We start from the raw sequence: 18267 nt of genomic DNA on the forward strand, positions 1-18267 counted from the left end.
TGAGAAATACTTAGTGAAATTTAAAATTTATAAAATCAGAAATACTTAATAAAAGTAAGAGATATTAAAATTTTAAAATATTATATTAGTGAGTACGGTTAGATTTATCTTTCCGTACTCTTTTTTTTATACCCCTATTTAAAATAAGATATTTCAGAGTATGAGATTTATTACCCCATTCATATTATTGTTTTTTAATTTTGGATTTTCTCAAGAGTCGATAGAGATTGACGTTGACTTTACACTTAAATCATTAAAAAGTGAACTGGTTTATTATCTTGATGTTTCTACACTTGAAACAAAGGAATCAATACAGGATAAAGAGTTTAGTTCTTTTGATAAAAATTTTCCGGGAGCTAACGACTCCAGAGTGTGGCTTAGATTAAAATTTAAGAATGTAACAACTAAAAATAAAGAATTAGTTTACAGAATAAACACGACTACTTTTAACAATTTATCACTGTACAAGAATACAAACGGAAGCTTAAAAGAAGTTTATAGTTTTGAAGAGAAACAAAAAAAATACATTCAGTTTCCTTTCGTCTTAAATCAAGGAGAAACAGCAGAGTATTATTTTGTTGTAGATTTTACCAAAAGTATTTTCTTTCCAATAAAGGTTTTTTCAGAAGATGGGCTTACAGATTTTTATTACAAAAGATGGATGCAATTAGGTTTGTATTATGGGTTTTCTATCGTGGTTCTTTTGATTAATTTGATGTTTTACTTTATCAATAGAAATAGATTCTTTCTTCTTTATTGTGGCTTATTAATCAGTATTACATTGTCTATATTTGAATTAGATGGTTTGTTTTATGATTTTTTTGGAAATTCAAAATGGATAGAACATCTTAATTTACTTTTTTATTGGTTGATCTTGGTGTTTGTAGTTTTGTTTAGCACAGAGGCTTTACAATTAAACAAGCACTATCCCAAATTGATTTATTATGGTGTATCATCAATTGTGCTGAGTGGAATTGTTTATTTGTTGTTTATTGCGTCTGATAATTTACTATGGTATATAGTTGGAGAGGTAATAAACTCTCTTTGCTTTACAATTTATACACTGTCTGCAGTATCGTTGTTTAAAAAGTCTTTATATGCTAGATTTGCTTTGGTAGCTTATTTAGTTTTGTATATATCTAATATATTATACATTTTACCTTCCCAGTTTGGTGTTTTTGATATTGGTTTCTCGGTTGCAAATTTGAAAACTGGGAGCATTATAGAAATGATGGTTTTTCTTTATGCGATATCTTTTAGGCATAAGAAAGTAACTTTGGAGAAAGATAAAGTTCAGACAGACTTAAATGAAAAGATTAGAATAGAAAATGAAAGTCATTCAAAATCTTCTGAAGAAACTTTAGAAGCGTTTACAAAACATTATAAATTGTCTTTAAGAGAGAAAGAAGTGATGACGTTAATATTAAAAGGAAATTCAAACAAACACATTGCGGAGGAATTATTTATTCAAGAATCAACAGTTAAATATCATATTTCAAATATTTTTAAAAAATTAAACATAAAAAAAAGAATAGAATTAGGAATTATGTTTAATGATTTTAAAAAATAAAGATACTGATAAACAGTGTTTTATATGTTTTTTTATAAAAACTAGACGAAAGTATAGGTCTGTTTTTTTGAAATATTATCATTTGTTTGGAAGATTTAAACTAGATTTGGTATTAAAGTATTACTTTTTATGATTAAAAAATACATATGTGGTAATGTTGCCTTTTTACGATGTGTTGGGTGATATACTATTTAGAATTTTATAATTATATAAAAGAAGAATTTTTAGAGTAAACTATGTACTCAACTTCAAATAAATTATTAAAGACAAAATCGAATACATATGTTTTTATTTATGCAAAAAACAAAGTAGACGTTTCATTAAAATATTAATAGTGTTTAGTTTTCTTTTAGGGGTAATATGTTAATTTAAATACTAGAAAAAGCACTTGTTAAATTTTTTAACAAGTGTTTTTGTTTTAAGCAATAAAAAAAACCGTTGAATATAAAATACAACGGCTTGATAAAATCTAGGAAAAAAGAGTAAGTCTTTTAGATCACTCCTTGAGCCAACATTGCATCGGCAACTTTTACAAAACCTGCAATATTTGCACCTTTTACATAATTGACGTAGCCATCTTGTTCTGTTCCATATTCTTCACAAGAAGCATGAATGTCTTTCATAATTTCTTTTAATTTGTTGTCTACTTCTGTTCTTGTCCATTTGTAACGCAATGCATTTTGTGTCATTTCTAAACCAGAAGTGGCAACTCCACCTGCATTAGATGCTTTCCCTGGGGCAAAAAATATTTTTGCTTTGTGAAATTCTTCAATAGCATCTATCGTACAAGGCATGTTAGCTCCTTCAGTAACACAAAAGCATCCATTTGAAATTAACGAGATAGCAGCATTTTTATCCAATTCGTTTTGGGTTGCACAAGGAAAAGCTAAGTGACATTTTTCTGCCCATGGAGTTTTTCCTATATGATAAACTGCCGAAGTATATTTAGCTGTATATTCTGAAATACGACTTCTTTTTACATTTTTTAGTTCTTTTATAAATTCTAATTTTTCTTGATCAATACCATCTTCGTCATATATATATCCCGAAGAATCTGATAAAGTGACTACTTTACCACCCAGTTGAATACACTTTTCGGCAGCAAATTGGGCTACGTTTCCAGATCCGGAAATTAATATTACTTTATCTTTTAAATCTTTGTTTTGTGTTTTTAACATAGATTCTGCAAAATATACAGCACCATAACCTGTAGCTTCTGGTCTAATTTGAGAACCTCCCCAAGACAATCCTTTTCCTGTTAAGACTCCAGTAAATTCATTTTTTAATTTTTTGTACATTCCAAACAAGAAACCTACTTCACGAGCACCAACTCCAATATCACCTGCAGGAACATCGGTATCATGTCCTATGTGTCGGAATAACTCAGACATAAAAGCATGGCAAAAACGCATAATTTCATCGTCAGATTTTCCTTTTGGATCAAAGTCGGATCCTCCTTTACCACCACCCATTGGAAGTGTGGTTAATGAGTTTTTAAAAACTTGTTCAAAGGCTAAAAATTTTAAAACACTTTGGTTTACCGTAGGGTGAAATCTTAAACCTCCCTTGTAAGGTCCTATAGCAGAATTCATCTGAACTCTGTACCCTCTGTTAATTTGTATTTCTCCATCATCATCTACCCAGCAAACTCTAAAAGAAATCAATCTTTCAGGTTCTACCATTCTTAATAATATATTTTTACCATAATATATATCGTGTTCACAAACGTATGGAATTACAGTTTCGGCAACTTCTTGTACGGCTTGTAAAAATTCAGGTTCATTTGAATTACGAATCTTAACGAGATCCATAAAATCTTGTACTCTTTTATCCATTTTTAAAGTTTTTTTTTAATATAAAAATATCTTTGTGTATTAAACTAATTTATAAAAATCTTACACCATTATGATGGATTTTCTATTTAAAAAAATTGACAACAGTCCATTGGTTATTTTTAGAATTATTTTTGGTTTTGTTTTAACAGCCGAAGCTTGGGGCTCTATTTTTACGGGTTGGATTGAACGTACCTATATAGAGCCAACCATTCATTTTAGTTACATTGGTTTGGAATGGATGCAACCATTAGACGGATTAGGAATGTATTATTTGTATGGTTTAATGGGTTTGTTGGGTTTGGGTGTATTGTTGGGATATTTTTATAAACTGTCTATTATAACATATACCATTCTTTGGACATATTGTTATTTGTGTCATAAGATATCTTACAACAATCATTACTACTTGATGATTTTGTTATGTTTCATCATGATTTTTTTACCAGCAAATAGATACGCTTCTCTAGACGTAAAAACAAAACGTATTCCAATACAATTTTACATGCCATATTGGTGTAAGTTTGTGCTGATTTTTCAAATTTCTTGTGTGTATTTTTTTGGAGGAATTGCAAAAATTTATCCAGATTGGTTGGACGGAACTTTTACAAAAATTGTATTAAAAGGAGAAGCTTCTTTTCCGTTTATAGGTCAGTTTTTTACTCAAGAATGGTTTTACATGGCAATTGCTTATGGAGGACTGTTGTTTGATTTGCTGATTATTCCTCTTTTAATGTGTATAAAAACTAGAGTGTTTGGGTTTGTTATTTCTCTGTTTTTTCATAGTTTTAATTCCATTGTATTTCAAGTAGGGGTGTTTCCGTATTTAAGTCTCTCTTTTGCTTTGTTCTTTTTTGATGCGAAAAAAATCCAGAAAATATTTTTGCCTAGGAAAGAATATTTTAATACTCAAGCATCAGGTTTTGTCAATAAGAGAATTACAGGGCTCTTACTTTTATACATTATGCTACAATTGTTTTTACCACTCAGACAATATTTTATAGAAGGAAATACATTTTGGACAGAAGAAGGACATAAAATGAGTTGGAGAATGATGTTGAGAACCGCAAGAGGAAATACTCGTTTTAGAATAGAAGATGTTACTAACAACAAAACATACATTCATCACCCCAAAATACTGTCTCAAAAACAAAAACATTTGGTCAATACGCAGCCAGATGTTATTTGGCAATATGCTCAATATTTAAAACAAGAAGAGGCTAAAAAAGGACATGAAATAAAGGTTTTTTGTATCAGTAAAAAAAGCTTGAACGGAAGACCTTCAAAAACATTTATAGACCCTAAAGTTGATTTGGCAAATACATCATGGAACTACTTTAAGCATAATAATTGGATAACCAATTTTGAAGGTTGGTGATAATTTGGAAGGGTTACATAGCTTGTAAATTGTAAATGAAATCTTTACAAAGAGAGCTTAAAAGGTTAGGACTTCAATTGGTTGGAGAATAAAAATAATTGAAAAACTATCTACGGATAGTAAAAACTCTATGCAAATTTAAACATCCTATTATAAATAGTTTGTTTAAATTTGCCATCTAATTTCTGAAGAAAGATTATGTTAGATAAAGTTAAAGAATTGATTGGAGAAGTAAATGATTTTAAGGCTACTACTAAGGAGGAGCTTGAAACATTTAGAATCAAATACGTTGGTAAAAAGGGTATTTTAAATGATCTTTTTGCTGAATTTAAAAACGTAGCCAACGATCAGAAGAAAGAATTTGGTCAAGCATTGAATACTTTTAAAAATGCAGCTGAAGGAAAAATCAACGAAATGAAAGCTTTGTTGGAAGATGCAGCTTTAGAAAGTGACTCTTTAAATGATTTAACTAGACCGGCTGAACCTTTAAAATTAGGATCTCGTCACCCAATATCTATTGTGAAAAATCAAATTATTGATGTGTTTTCTAGAATTGGATTTACCGTTTCTGAAGGGCCAGAAATTGAAGACGATTGGCACAACTTTACTGCGTTGAACTTACCAGAATACCATCCGGCACGAGACATGCAAGACACCTTTTTTATAGAACAAAACCCAGATATATTATTGCGTACACATACATCGTCTGTGCAAACAAGATATATGGAAAATAACCAACCACCTATCAGAACTTTATCTCCTGGTAGAGTATTTAGAAACGAGGATATTTCTGCTCGTGCTCACTGTATTTTTCATCAAGTAGAAGGTTTGTACATTGATACAGACGTGTCTTTTGCAGATTTAAAACAAACACTTTTGTACTTTACTCAAGAAATGTTTGGTAAATCTAAAATACGTTTACGTCCTTCTTATTTTCCATTTACGGAGCCTAGTGCCGAGGTAGACATTTATTGGGGATTAGAAACAGAAACAGATTATAAAATTACCAAAGGAACAGGTTGGTTAGAGATTATGGGGTGCGGAATGGTAGATCCTAACGTATTGAAAAATGCGAATATTGATCCTACAAAATACAGTGGTTACGCTTTTGGAATGGGTATTGAGCGTATTGCCATGTTATTGTATCAAATTCCAGATATTAGAATGTTTTACGAAAACGACGTTCGTTTCTTAGAGCAATTCAAAGCGATTAACTAGTACAACTAAAAACATAAATTTAAAAAGCTACAAGAATTATAAACCTTGTAGCTTTTTTTATATTTGATAAAAACGCAACGCTATGAAGTTCTTGTCTATTAGGTATTTATACAACAATGCCAAAGATTCTTTTTTAAAGTATCCTTTGGTTGTTTTATCTGCTTTCGTAGCTGTTGTTTTATCATTGGTTTTGGTAGAATACGATGATGAAATTACCAACAAATTACCATGTATAAATGCGTTGTTAACTTTTTCTTTAGGGGTGCCATTATTTTTTTGTATTTCGGTTTTTAAACGTAAAAATCATTTAAGTGCTAACTATTTGTATGGAATCTATCTTTTAGGATTTCTTTTCTTAGGAACAATTTACGTGTCATTTCCTTCTATAGATACTACGCACAACACCTCTATTCCTTATATTAGATATGGTGTTTTTAACGTGATTATTCACTTATTGGTTTCTTTTGCTCCCTATCTTAAAACAAAAGAACTGAATGGTTTTTGGAACTATAACAAAGCATTGTTTTTAAGACTTTGTACTTCTGTTCTGTATTCAACGTTTATTTATATTGGGTTGATCTTAGCTTTGTTTTCCGTTAAATCATTGTTCAATGTAGAAATTCATGACGAGCTTTATTTGGATATTTATATTGTAATTATTGGATTGTTCAATACTTGGTTTTTTGTTTCGGGAGTTCCAGATGATTTAAACAAACTGGAAAAGGTTCGAGAATATCCCAAAGGACTAAAAATATTTACCCAATATATTTTGTTGTCTTTATTGGTGCTTTATTTAGTGATTCTATATGCATACATTGGTAAAATTTTTATTTCTTGGGATTGGCCAAAAGGAATTGTTTCTTACTTGGTTTCGGGAGTTTCTGTTTTAGGGTTTTTTACCATTTTGTTGATTTATCCGTACGGAAAATTGTTAGGTAATGAGTGGATTCCAAAATTTTCTAAAGTTTTTTACATTCTTATTATTCCTTTGGTAATAGTACTTTTTATAGCTCTTAGCATGAGAGTTTTAGATTATGGAATTACTATTAAGAGGTATGCGGCAATTACTTTGGGCGTATGGATTAGCATGGTCTGTATCTATTTTATCATTAAAAAAGACAACATTAAGTTCATTCCGGTTTCACTTTCTATCTTGTTGATTTTGACTTGTTTTGGACCTTGGGGAATGTTTTCTGTAAGTGAAAAAAGTCAAGCACATCGATTGGAAAAAATATTGATAGAAAACGGCATTTTGGTTGATGGGAAAATTGAAAATGAAGTTCTTTGGAATCTAGACAGTTTGCCAAAGTTTAGAACTAAAAAGAAATTGATCAACAATCATATTTTAAACGATTCTCTTCATAATGAAGTTAAATCTATTTTAGATTATTTAGTCGATCATCATGGTTTTCAACAAATAAGGCCGTGGTTTGTTCAAGATTTTACGGTTCTGATTGGAGACACCATCACACACAAAAGATTTTCTTACAATAGTGAGGCTAGGAGGTATATGGAGACGATGGGGATAAAATACCGCAAGTTATACAAGAACAGCAGCAATCAAAAAACGGTGTACTACAGAACCAAAAAACCAAAATTGATTGCTACCCAAGGTGCGGATTATCTTTATGGTTTTATGTTTTCAACAAAAAAGGCATCTAAAATTATTCCTCTCCAAAATCAAACTATTCAACTTAGTAGACAACAAAAAACACTCAGAATCATAACGCAGCACGATACCTTAGTGATTCCTTTAGAGAAACTAAAAAAGGAAATCATAGACAAATGGGGAACTAGCAACAATAACTCTCTGCCTGAAATTTTATGGAGTACTACCTTTACTTCTTCAGATCTGGAAATTATTTGTGAAATTGATTATGTACACCTTAAAACAACTCAAGAAACAAATCCTGTACAAAATTTTGGTGGAACCTTATTTATTATAGAAAAGTAGAATTTTTAACGTTTAATAAAAGAACAAAACTGTAGGCATCTTGTCTACAGTTTTTTTGTGTTTACAACTCTTCTCTTTGTGATTTTTTTCCTCGGTTACAAAAAAAGTCAAAATTAAGTGATTCTTAAAAATTGACCCAAACTACCGTATTAACTGCATTCTTGCATTGTCTATGTTTTCAAAAACATAATAAATGGCAAAAAAGGAAATTAAATTCATTATTTAGTTGTATGTTTGCGAAAACATTTTAATGTTTTTGTAACAACAAATCCAAAAAATATGACAATAACTATAAACTTTAAAACCAGGTTGCTTACCTATAGCGTTGTTTTGATGACGGTATTTTCAGGTTTTGGACAAAAATTATGGGAAGACGATCAGAATTACTTTGGTACTTCAGGTTATATCAGAACAGGAATAGGGCAGAGTGAAGGAGGTGCTACTCAAGCGCATTTTCAAATGCCTGGTGCTTTGAACAAATTTAGCTTAGGAAACCAAGCAGATACTTATGGAGAATTGGAGTTTGATTATACACGTTATATAAACAAAGAAAAAAATCAATCAATAGATGTGGTTTGGATGACTTCTTTTTACGAAGCCTTTGGAACTGAAAATGAAATGCAATTTGACAAAACAGCTCAACTCTATGTTCGCGGAAACAATTTGTTGGGAAACAAAGAGGTTTTATGGATTGGAAAACGTTATTATCACAGGCAAGCCATTCACTTATTAGACAAACAATGGATGAATCCTGCACAAACAGGGTGGGGTTTGGGAATAGAAAATTTAATTACCAACAAGGGAGCTCAAGATTTTAAACTAGGAGCTTGGGCTTTTGAAGATAAAGAAGTTGTGTCTTACCTCAATCAAAACCAAAGTGTGTTAAAAGCTTTTACTGCGGATGCGCGTTGGGTACATGTTCCTGTAAGCAAAACAAGTAAAATCAATTTGGCGGTGAACTATTCGATCCGTGCGGCCAACCCAACATTGGATTATGAAACTCGTCATGGTTTTGGTGCCTTTGCTTGGTTAGACACCGAAAAAAAGAACATTACCAACACCTTTGCTGTTTTGTTTAGGCAAGGAGCAACGGTTGCACAACATCACTGGACAGGAATGTCTCAAAAAGAAAACCCTAACAACAATCAGTTGGTGTTAAACGATTTAAGAAAAGCTTATGCGCTAGAAATCAACAACAACTTTTTGTACGACGATTTGGATCGTTTTGCTATCAATGGTATTTTAATGAGTGTGTTTAAAGATTTTGGAACACAGCCTTACAATTATCAAAATGGAACTAAAAGTTACCTAGAAAACACAGGAAACAAATTGTACTGGATAGCGGTTGGGGCAAGAGGAATGTATTATTTAAATAGGTATTTTAAGTTAAGCTTAGAGCTAAGTACAGAATACGTAAACAATCAACAGGTAAATGTTGAAGGAAATTTACAACGCATTTCCTTTACTCCAGAAATTTCTCTAAACAAAGGATTTTACAATCGACCTGTTTTACGCCCCTTGATAACTTACGCTTTTTGGAGCAACGATTTAATGGGACATATAGGAACCACTCCTACAAATGCCCCTTTTGGGAACAATACCGAGGGATTTACGTTGGGATTGCAATTTGAAATTTGGTGGTAAGAATAAATAAATAAAAAAAACATAAAATTTAGAATCATGAAAAAAATAGCATTTTATAAACTTGTATTAAGTTTAATACTGGTAACAACAAGCGCAATGGGAACAACAACACAAAAGATTACAGTTACATCGCCAGACGGAGCTACAAAAGCTCAAATTAACATTGAAAACGACATTCGCTACTCCATTTCTCAAGACGAGGTATTGGTATTGGCACCCTCTAAAATAGCCATGGCATTGTCTAATGGAGTGGTTTTGGGAAAAGAATCTAAAGTAAAAAACATTCAAAAAAGCACGGTTGATAAAACCATTACTTCCCCTTTTTACAAAAGCACTACGGTAAAAGATCATTACAACCAAGTTGCTATAGAGTTTGAAGGCAATTGGAGTTTAGAGTTTAGAGCTTACAATGATGGTGTTGCTTATCGATTTGTAAGTAATAAAAGAGGAAATTTTGAAGTTGTGAACGAAATTGCAGATTACGAATTTGTAAACGATGCAGATACCACCGTACCCTATGTATATTCTCCTGGAGATTTAGAGCATCAATTGTCTCAAGCTTTTGAAAACACATATACACATTTAAAAATATCAGAATTAGACAAAGAACGTTTGATGTTTTTACCTTTAAGTGTAGCCGCTCCTAAAGGAAAACGTGTAACAATAACCGAAAGTGATTTAAGAAATTACCCAGGGATGTACATGCAGGCAACAGAAAAGGAAAATACCTTAAGTGCCTTTTTTGCTCCTTTGCGTAAGGAAGTAGAAGAGCATTCAGGATACAACAATTTACAGGTAACCGTAAAGTCTCGTCATGATTACATTGCTAAAATCAATCAAAAAAGATCGTTTCCGTGGAGAGCGGCTATTGTAACTAGTAATGATGTAGAATTGGCCAACACAGATTTATCTTATCTATTAGCCGAAGAAAATGCCATTGGAGATACTAGCTGGATTAAACCTGGAAAAGTAGCTTGGGATTGGTGGAACAATTGGAATTTAGAAGGTGTAGATTTTAAAGCAGGAATTAACAACCAAACGTATAAGTATTATATTGATTTTGCAGCTAAAAACGGAATAGAATACGTGATTTTGGATGAAGGTTGGTCTGTAAACAAAGTCTATGATTTAATGCAAGTTGTGCCTGAAATTGACCTAGAAGAGTTGCTTGCTTATGGAAAAGAAAGAAATGTGGGAATTATTCTTTGGGCTGGATATTACGCTTTTGATAAAGACATGCAAAAAGTGTGTGAACATTATAGCAAAATGGGCGTAAAAGGGTTTAAAGTCGATTTTATGAACGGAGACGATCAAGACTTGGTATATTTTAACGAACGTGTTGCAAAAATGTGTGCAAATTACGATTTATTGGCCGATTTACACGGAACATACAAACCTGCTGGATTGCAAAGAACTTATCCAAATATTTTAAACTTTGAAGGAGTACACGGTTTAGAGCAAATGAAATGGCAACCACAAACTTGCGACCAGGTAACTTATGATGTTACCATGCCTTACTTACGTATGATTTCTGGACCTGTTGATTATACGCAAGGTGCTATGAACAATGCAGTAAAATCTTTAAATACCATTACCAACACAGTAGAAACACAGTATTATCCTAACTTTTCTAAACCTATGAGTCAGGGAACACGCATGCATCAATTGGCAGAATATGTTATTTTCTTGTCGCCATTAAACATGTTGTGTGACACACCTACCAATTATGAAAAAAATCCAGTAAGCACAAAGTTTATTGCAGAAATTCCAACGGTATGGGACGAGAGTAAAACCATTGATGGGGTGATGGGAGAATACATTGTGACGGCTCGTAGAAGTGGAGATACTTGGTATATTGGGGGTTTAAATAACTGGGATGCTAGAGATATTACGATTGACGTAAAAGGAATTACAGGAAAAAGTGGACAAGCAACCGTTTATAAAGACGGAATTAACGCAGACAACAATGGTTTAGACTTTAAGAAATCTACTGAGAATGTTTCAGACAAAATTACCATTCATATGGCACCAGGCGGAGGTTTTGTTGTTAAACTATAAATCTGTTACATCCCCTACTTATACACAAATCTACTTTCTGTTTTATACAGGGAGTAGATTTCTTTATGGTGAAGTTTTAAATCCCTTATCTTTGTTAAGAACCGTACGATTATGAGCAAAAAAGTCACTTTTAAAGAGGTAGCAGCCCTAGCTGGAGTTTCTACACAAACTGTATCTAGAGTTACCAATGGAGGGAAAGGAGTAGAGCCTAAAACTTTAAAAAAGGTACAAGAAGCTATAGACAAATTAGGGTATGTTCCTAACAAAGGAGCACAGTTGTTGGTGCAAAAAAAAGTAAAAGTACTGGGAATTGTTACTTTAAAAATGTCTATGGAGGGAGCTATGAATATTGTGGAAGGCATTCGTTTGGAAAGCAAAAAACAAGATTATAGCATTGCCATTACTGTAGTAGAGCAGCAAGAGGAGAATTTAGACGAAGCCATTCGTGATTTAAGATCGCAACAAGTGGCAGGAATTATCATCAACTTAGGAGTTTCCAAACATGTGGCCGAAGCATTGGTTACCAAACATCCTCAAATTTCTTTTTTGTTTATTGATGTACCCGAAGATGCAAATGTAGCACAGGTTTCCTCTAACCATCAGCAAGGAGCGCAACAAATTGTACAGCAGCATCTTATAAAGCAAGGATATCAAAAATTTGCTTTGTTAAATGGACCTCAAAATTCATGGGCTGCAGAACTACGAAAAACTACTTGGGAGAACGAAATTAAAAGAGCAGAACAAGAAATAATTTTACAATCCGAAGGAGATTGGACGGCAGCAAGTGGCTATGTAGAAACCACAAAAATGTTACTTTATCCCAAAAAGTTTACGGCTTTGTTGGTATCCAACGATCAAATGGCTTTGGGAGCATTAAGAGCTTGTGCAGAACAACAAATAAACGTTCCAGCGCATATGGCTGTTACTGGGTTTGATGATACTCCAGACAGTGCCTATTACAACCCACCCTTAACTACAGTAAAACAAAATTTTTTAGAAATAGGAAAACAAGCTGTGTCTGTTTTGCTGAATCAAATCAACGATAAAGGTTCCTTTGAAAAAAAACAAATTGATTTGGAGTTTATAGAAAGACAAAGCAGTTTAAAACTTGACAATACGACCAATACTACTGAAGAAATTAAAACCTTGTTACAAAAAATACAAGGATTATTACCCAATATTTCTGAGACCTAATTTTAGGATTTTAGACCTACAAATTGTTATTTTTGCAGTTCATTTGCAAAAGCACTATATTCATTCGCATGAAAAAAGACATCCAAATTCCAGAAGTAGAAAATGTATTTATGGCCGTTGTAAAAGAGTACAATGAAGAATTTCAGTGTGATGATTGGAATGTTTATTTGGTGAACGATGGAGATAAAGCTTTAGAGATGGCTATTATTGTTTCTAAGGGTTATGATGAAGACAAGCTGATAGAGACATCTGTAATGCGCAAAACCATTCAAGAATTACCTGCAAATTCCTTTGCCAAAGTAGAACTGGTTCAAGAAGAGCTTTTTAAGTTGACCAACTTTTTCAATACCTCATTTTTTATTGGAAACACTATGTACGATAAAAAATACGTATTTGAGAAAAATACGATTAAAGAAGGTGCTTTACGCAGAATAAAACAATTAGGTAAAGATGGGATTGTGGCGAAATAGACTTTAATCTAAATTTTCAGAAAGTATTTTAAAGTATTTTTTCGGACTTTTTCCTTCGTAAACAATACTATAAACGGCATCAATAATAGGAGTTCTAGCACCGTTTACTTGATTGATTTCATAGGCAGATTTTACAGCGTAATATCCTTCTGCTACCATTTTCATTTCCATCATGGCAGATTTTACAGTATACCCTTTTCCTATCATGTTTCCAAACATACGGTTTCTGCTAAAGGTAGAATAACCAGTTACCAAAAGATCTCCCAAATAAGCAGAGTCATTTATGTTACGTTTCATTTTATGTATTTTTTTGATGTATCGCTTCATTTCTCTAATAGCGTTAGACATCAAAACAGCTTGGTAATTGTCTCCATAACCTAAACCATGGGCAATACCAGCAGCAATAGCATATATGTTTTTTAGCATGGCAGCATATTCAGAACCAATAATATCGTCTGAGGTTTTGCAAAAAATGTAATCTGAAGTCAAGCACTCCGCCAAACATTTTGCCTTTTCTTCATCTTGACAGGCAATGGTTAAATAAGACAATCTTTCCATGGCTACTTCTTCTGCATGGCAAGGTCCGGTAATCACACCAATGTTTTCAAACGGAATTTTGTACGTTTCGTTCAAGTGTTCTCCAACAATCAAACCTGTTTCGGGAACAATGCCTTTGATAGCAGAAAAAATGGTTTTTGAAGTTAAAGAAGTAGTTAGTTTTTCTAGTTCGGCATTTAGAAATGCAGAAGGAATAGCCAAAATAATAATATCGGCATAAGCTACCATTTCATTAATATCGTTGGAAAGAAAAAGCTGTTCTGTTTTAAACTCAATAGAAGTTAAATAATTAGGATTGTGATTGTGTTCTTTAATATAGTCTATTGCGGTAACATTTCTCATGTACCAACCTATTGTTTCAACTCTTTCACTTAACATTTTTACTATAGCAGTTGCCCAACTACCCCCTCCAAAAACTGCAACCTTCACGTCTTTTTTCATCAAAAATAATCCTTTCAATTCCTCCAAAAATAAGATTTCTATACGGATTAAAGCCTTGTTTTGTGTATAAATGACAAATCAATCCTTATTTTTATAAGGTCTAAAAAATAAACACATTGAGAATCAAATCAAAATTGCCCAATTTGACCGAAAGTATTTTTTCTACAATGAGTGCTTTGGCTAAAGAATATGATGCGATTAATTTATCGCAAGGTTTTCCAAATTTTGAAACGTCGAAAGAACTACAGCATTTGGTATTCAAGGCAATGCAAGATGGATACAATCAATACGCACCTATGAGAGGAGATGCGGAATTAAGAGAAATGATTGCTCGTAAAATTGAGAATTTGTATGGTGTAAAATACTGCTCTCATCAAGAAATTACCATTACCGCAGGTGCTACAGAAGCTATTTTTAATGCAGTTGCCTCCGTGATTACTACTGGTGACGAAGTTCTTATTTTTAAGCCTGCTTTTGATAGTTATGAACCAGTTGTGAAATTGAATGGAGGTGTTCCCGTTTTTATACAATTGTATTATCCAAATTACAAAGTGGATTGGAATTTGGTGGCCAGTAAAATAACACATAAAACCAAAATGATAATTTTCAATTCACCTTTAAATCCTACAGGAACGTTGTTTGATGTTCAAGATTTATTGGCTTTGCAAAACCTGGTAACAGGTACTAATATTGTTGTTTTGAGTGATGAAGTGTACGAGCATATGACCTATGATGGTCAGGTACATAAAAGTATTTGTGAGTTTCCTGTTTTAAGAGAACACAGTTTCTTGATTGCTTCTTTTGGAAAAACATTTCATAATACAGGATGGAAAATTGGGTATTGTGCAGCTCCAAAAATATTAATGGATGAGTTTGTAAAGGTTCATGAATTCAATGTTTTTAGCATCAACACTCCTTATCAAAAAGCATTTGCGACATTTTTAAAAGATGCAAACAATTACAAGTATTTAAACACGTTTTATCAAGACAAAAGAGATTTGTTTTTAGAGGGAATTAAAAATTCTAAATTTACTTTTGTTCCATCTAAAGGAACGTATTTTCAATTGTTAAAATACGATCAAATTACGGATGAAAACGATGTGGAATTTGCAAAGCGATTGGTAAGAGAATTTAAAATAGCAACCATTCCTATTTCTGTTTTTAATACTCATTTTTTAGACGAAAAAGTTCTGAGATTCTGTTTTGCAAAAACGGATGAAACCATTATTAAAGCAACTAAAATATTATGCAAGATTCAATAAATATTACCTTAGTACAAACCGATATTCAGTGGATGGATAGCAAGGCAACGTTATCGTATTTGGAAAAACAAATTCAGAACATAAAAACAGATTTGATTGTTTTACCCGAAATGTTTGGAACAGGTTTTTGCATGGAACCTCTTAAAGTAGCAGAAGCTATGAATGGTTTTTCGGTGAATTGGATGTTGCAAATGGCAAAAAAAATGAATTGTGCTATTTGTGGATCTTTAAGTATTAAAGAAAATGATAAGTTTTACAATCGCTTTTTGTTTGTTACACCAGACGGAATTCAATCTATTTATGATAAAAAGCACTTGTTTACGTACGGTAAAGAAGATGAAGTATACAATGCTGGAGAAAAATCCATTTTAATTTCTTACAAAGGGTTTCGTATCAAACCTTTTGTGTGCTACGATTTAAGATTTCCTGTTTGGTCTAGAAATACGGATCAATATGATATTGCTTTGTATGTAGCCAACTGGCCAGCCAAAAGAGCTTTTGCTTGGAGCAGTTTGTTGACCGCTAGAGCTATAGAAAACATGAGTTATGTAGTAGCAGTAAACAGATTAGGAATTGACGGAAATAACTTACGATATCAAGGAGATTCTCAGGTAATTGGACCGCTTGGAGAATTGATAACTCATTGTGAAGATGAACCCGTGATGAGACAATTGACACTTAAAAAAGCATCTTTAATAACAACTCGTAATCAGTTTAAATTTTTAGAAGATAAAGATAATTTTGAATTTATATAATTTTGCTTTTTACAGAGGTCTCAATTTCAGCAAACAATTCGTCAAAATTTTTATCAGATACTTTTATAGGTGAGTGTGTTTCAATAGTTAGTTTTACACCAATATTCATTGGGAATTGTCCATATTCCCATAGTTTCCATGAGTTGTTTACTGTAACAGGAATAACAGTGGCAGAAGGTGCAAATTTGGTTAATATTTTCAATCCATTTTCAGAAAAACGTTTTGGTTTTCCATCTCTACTTCTAGTTCCTTCAGGAAAAATAACTCCAGCCCTGTTGTTTTTTTGCAAGTATTTTGCAAAAGCCCCAATGGTCGTTAATGCTTGTCTGGCATCACTTCTGTCAATCAATACAGATCCACCGTGGTTTAGGTTAAAAGACACGCTGGGTATTCCTTTTCCTAATTCTTTTTTGGCAACAAATTTTGGATGTAATTTTCTAAAATACCATCCTAATGGTGGAATTTCATGCGTGCTTTGATGGTTGGATACAATGATGTGCGGAACACTATCATCAAAAGAATATTTATTGATGAATTTTACATGGGTACCTAAAATGCACAAAGATTTGGTCAAACAAAAGTTTAAAACATCTACAGATTTTTTATGACCGTTGTAACCAAATATCTTTAAAGAAAGCCATTGTATAGGATGAAATATGCATAAAAGTAATGCATAAACAAAATAAAACAATACCGATAGAGGATAGGCCAAAAGGCTTTTACCTAATGGCATTTTTTTATGTTTAGACATGTTTTGTTTGTATTAAGACAACCACTGAGCCCAAGGAATTCTAGATAGAATTAACAACAAAGCAATTCCGTAAAAAATAGCAAAAGACTTAAATTTAGCTTTGTCCTCTGTTAATTTTTTGTGACGAGACCATCCAACAGTAATTAAGACAATAGCAATAATCATCATAAGTGGATGCTCAACAGTCATCAATCTTAATTCTGAATCTTTCATTGCTTTTCCCATTCCAACATTTTTCATGCTTTCATACCAAGGAGAAACATAATAAGTTACCAAACCTATTAAAAGTTGAGTGTGAGTAAGAATTAAAGCAATTAATCCTAATTTTCTGTCTCCAGATTTAAATTGTTCAGATCTTTTTAAGCTCATAATGGCGTTAAAAACTACCATAGAAATGGCAATTAATACAAAAGCTGCTAAAATGGAATGTACGGTCTTCATTATTTTTTTGTTTGTGACAAATTTAAGGATTTTGATGGATTATCAATCATTAAATGAAGAGCTTTGGTAGGAGTTAATATTCGTGCATTGCTCCATATACCATAATAATCTTTTTTAGGAATGATGTTTCCGTTTATGTCTAGATAATTTCCGCTTTTGTTCTGTAAAATCATTTTGGTTTTTCCTTGCAAAACAGCAGCTATTACTTTCTCTATCTTTTCAGATTTAGAAGTTTTTTGTTTTTTATATTTCTTATAGAGCGCTATTCCTACACTATTGTTGTGGGCATCCATGTCAGAACTAGCTTTGTCTGGCAATTCACCATCTTCGTTTATGTGTTGAAGATAAAAATCATAATTTCCTTTTTCATGAGCTTCTCCTAAACTGCTGGCAGCTCTCCATCCTATTTTTTCTGCCAAACTCCACATCCAAAAAGCGTGTTTAAAAGCGTCTATCTGATTTCCTACTTTTAAAGGCCCTAAGGTTTTTGTTTTGGCTATAGAATCCACAACTTTTTCTACATCTTTAGAAACTTGATAGGCTTTTTTAGCTGTAAAAGGATGAAAATACACCCAGTATTTTTCATGAGAACTTAAACTTTTGAATGCTTTTTTAGGTGATTGAGCCACACCTTTAGAAATGAAAAAAAGTGCTAGGAAAAACAAAGTTAAGAAAAGGGTTAGGAATTTAATTTTCATAGGAATCTACTTTCATTTTCTTTCTGTAAAAATAGAATATATT

At 32.3% G+C, this 18267-nt stretch carries 15 protein-coding genes; 10 read left to right on the forward strand and 5 right to left on the reverse strand.

Going from position 1 to position 18267, the window contains the following annotated elements:
• Positions 1-160 precede the first annotated feature (160 nt).
• A complete protein-coding gene (locus tag Q4548_RS02660; RefSeq protein WP_303451200.1) occupies positions 161-1570 on the forward strand; it encodes a 7TM diverse intracellular signaling domain-containing protein in 1410 nt (469 codons plus the stop codon).
• Positions 1571-2061: 491 nt separating this feature from the next.
• Here the strand turns inward: Q4548_RS02660 and gdhA are convergent, their stop codons facing one another.
• Positions 2062-3405 carry an NADP-specific glutamate dehydrogenase gene (gene gdhA / locus Q4548_RS02665; protein WP_303451203.1) on the reverse strand — a complete coding sequence of 448 codons (1344 nt, stop codon included), beginning with the start codon at positions 3403-3405 and terminating at the stop codon, positions 2062-2064.
• Positions 3406-3475: 70 nt separating this feature from the next.
• Here gdhA and Q4548_RS02670 point away from each other — a divergent pair, with 70 nt between their 5' ends.
• From Q4548_RS02670 to Q4548_RS02700, 7 genes are all read left to right on the forward strand, one after another.
• On the forward strand, positions 3476-4780 hold the full coding sequence (locus tag Q4548_RS02670; RefSeq protein ID WP_303451206.1) for an HTTM domain-containing protein: 1305 nt from the start codon (positions 3476-3478) through the stop codon (positions 4778-4780).
• A 198-nt stretch (positions 4781-4978) separates the two neighbouring features.
• Positions 4979-5998, forward strand: a complete 1020-nt coding sequence (pheS, locus tag Q4548_RS02675; protein WP_303451208.1) for a phenylalanine--tRNA ligase subunit alpha — start codon at positions 4979-4981, stop codon at positions 5996-5998.
• 82 nt (positions 5999-6080) lie between these two features.
• Positions 6081-7952 carry a DUF4153 domain-containing protein gene (locus Q4548_RS02680; protein WP_303451211.1) on the forward strand — a complete coding sequence of 624 codons (1872 nt, stop codon included), beginning with the start codon at positions 6081-6083 and terminating at the stop codon, positions 7950-7952.
• A 279-nt stretch (positions 7953-8231) separates the two neighbouring features.
• Positions 8232-9596 (forward strand): carbohydrate porin, encoded by a 1365-nt coding sequence (locus Q4548_RS02685; protein WP_303451215.1) that lies wholly within the window; start codon positions 8232-8234, stop codon positions 9594-9596.
• A 36-nt stretch (positions 9597-9632) separates the two neighbouring features.
• Complete coding sequence (locus Q4548_RS02690) at positions 9633-11654, forward strand: glycoside hydrolase family 97 protein (protein WP_303451218.1); 2022 nt, start codon at positions 9633-9635, stop codon at positions 11652-11654.
• A gap of 111 nt (positions 11655-11765) precedes the next feature.
• On the forward strand, positions 11766-12848 hold the full coding sequence (locus Q4548_RS02695) for a LacI family DNA-binding transcriptional regulator (protein ID WP_303451219.1): 1083 nt from the start codon (positions 11766-11768) through the stop codon (positions 12846-12848).
• A gap of 68 nt (positions 12849-12916) precedes the next feature.
• On the forward strand, positions 12917-13318 hold the full coding sequence (locus tag Q4548_RS02700; RefSeq protein ID WP_303451221.1) for a hypothetical protein: 402 nt from the start codon (positions 12917-12919) through the stop codon (positions 13316-13318).
• A 3-nt stretch (positions 13319-13321) separates the two neighbouring features.
• Here the strand turns inward: Q4548_RS02700 and Q4548_RS02705 are convergent, their stop codons facing one another.
• Positions 13322-14317: an NAD(P)H-dependent glycerol-3-phosphate dehydrogenase gene (locus Q4548_RS02705; RefSeq protein WP_303451554.1), complete on the reverse strand. Its 996-nt coding sequence runs from the start codon at positions 14315-14317 to the stop codon at positions 13322-13324.
• Positions 14318-14433: 116 nt separating this feature from the next.
• On the opposite strand from Q4548_RS02705, the gene Q4548_RS02710 reads away from it, so the two are divergent.
• The gene (locus tag Q4548_RS02710; RefSeq protein ID WP_303451223.1) at positions 14434-15579 is read left to right on the forward strand and encodes a methionine aminotransferase; all 1146 of its coding nucleotides are present in this window, start codon (positions 14434-14436) and stop codon (positions 15577-15579) included.
• The gene (locus Q4548_RS02715) at positions 15564-16334 is read left to right on the forward strand and encodes an amidohydrolase (protein ID WP_303451225.1); all 771 of its coding nucleotides are present in this window, start codon (positions 15564-15566) and stop codon (positions 16332-16334) included. The genes Q4548_RS02710 and Q4548_RS02715 overlap by 16 nt, the downstream gene beginning before the upstream one ends.
• Here the strand turns inward: Q4548_RS02715 and Q4548_RS02720 are convergent.
• From Q4548_RS02720 to Q4548_RS02730, 3 genes are read right to left on the reverse strand one after another with little or no spacing between them, the layout of a single operon-like run.
• A complete protein-coding gene (locus tag Q4548_RS02720) occupies positions 16327-17085 on the reverse strand; it encodes a 1-acyl-sn-glycerol-3-phosphate acyltransferase (protein ID WP_303451226.1) in 759 nt (252 codons plus the stop codon). The two genes, Q4548_RS02715 and Q4548_RS02720, sit on opposite strands and share 8 nt — an antisense overlap.
• A gap of 12 nt (positions 17086-17097) precedes the next feature.
• Positions 17098-17526, reverse strand: coding sequence for a hypothetical protein (locus tag Q4548_RS02725; RefSeq protein WP_303451227.1), 429 nt, complete (start codon positions 17524-17526; stop codon positions 17098-17100).
• Complete coding sequence (locus Q4548_RS02730) at positions 17526-18224, reverse strand: DUF6973 domain-containing protein (protein WP_303451228.1); 699 nt, start codon at positions 18222-18224, stop codon at positions 17526-17528. Before Q4548_RS02730 ends, Q4548_RS02725 begins: the two co-directional genes overlap by 1 nt.
• Positions 18225-18267: the final 43 nt, after the last annotated feature.

It is taken from the genome of Wenyingzhuangia sp. 2_MG-2023 (assembly GCF_030548295.1).
Taxonomy (GTDB): domain Bacteria; phylum Bacteroidota; class Bacteroidia; order Flavobacteriales; family Flavobacteriaceae; genus Wenyingzhuangia.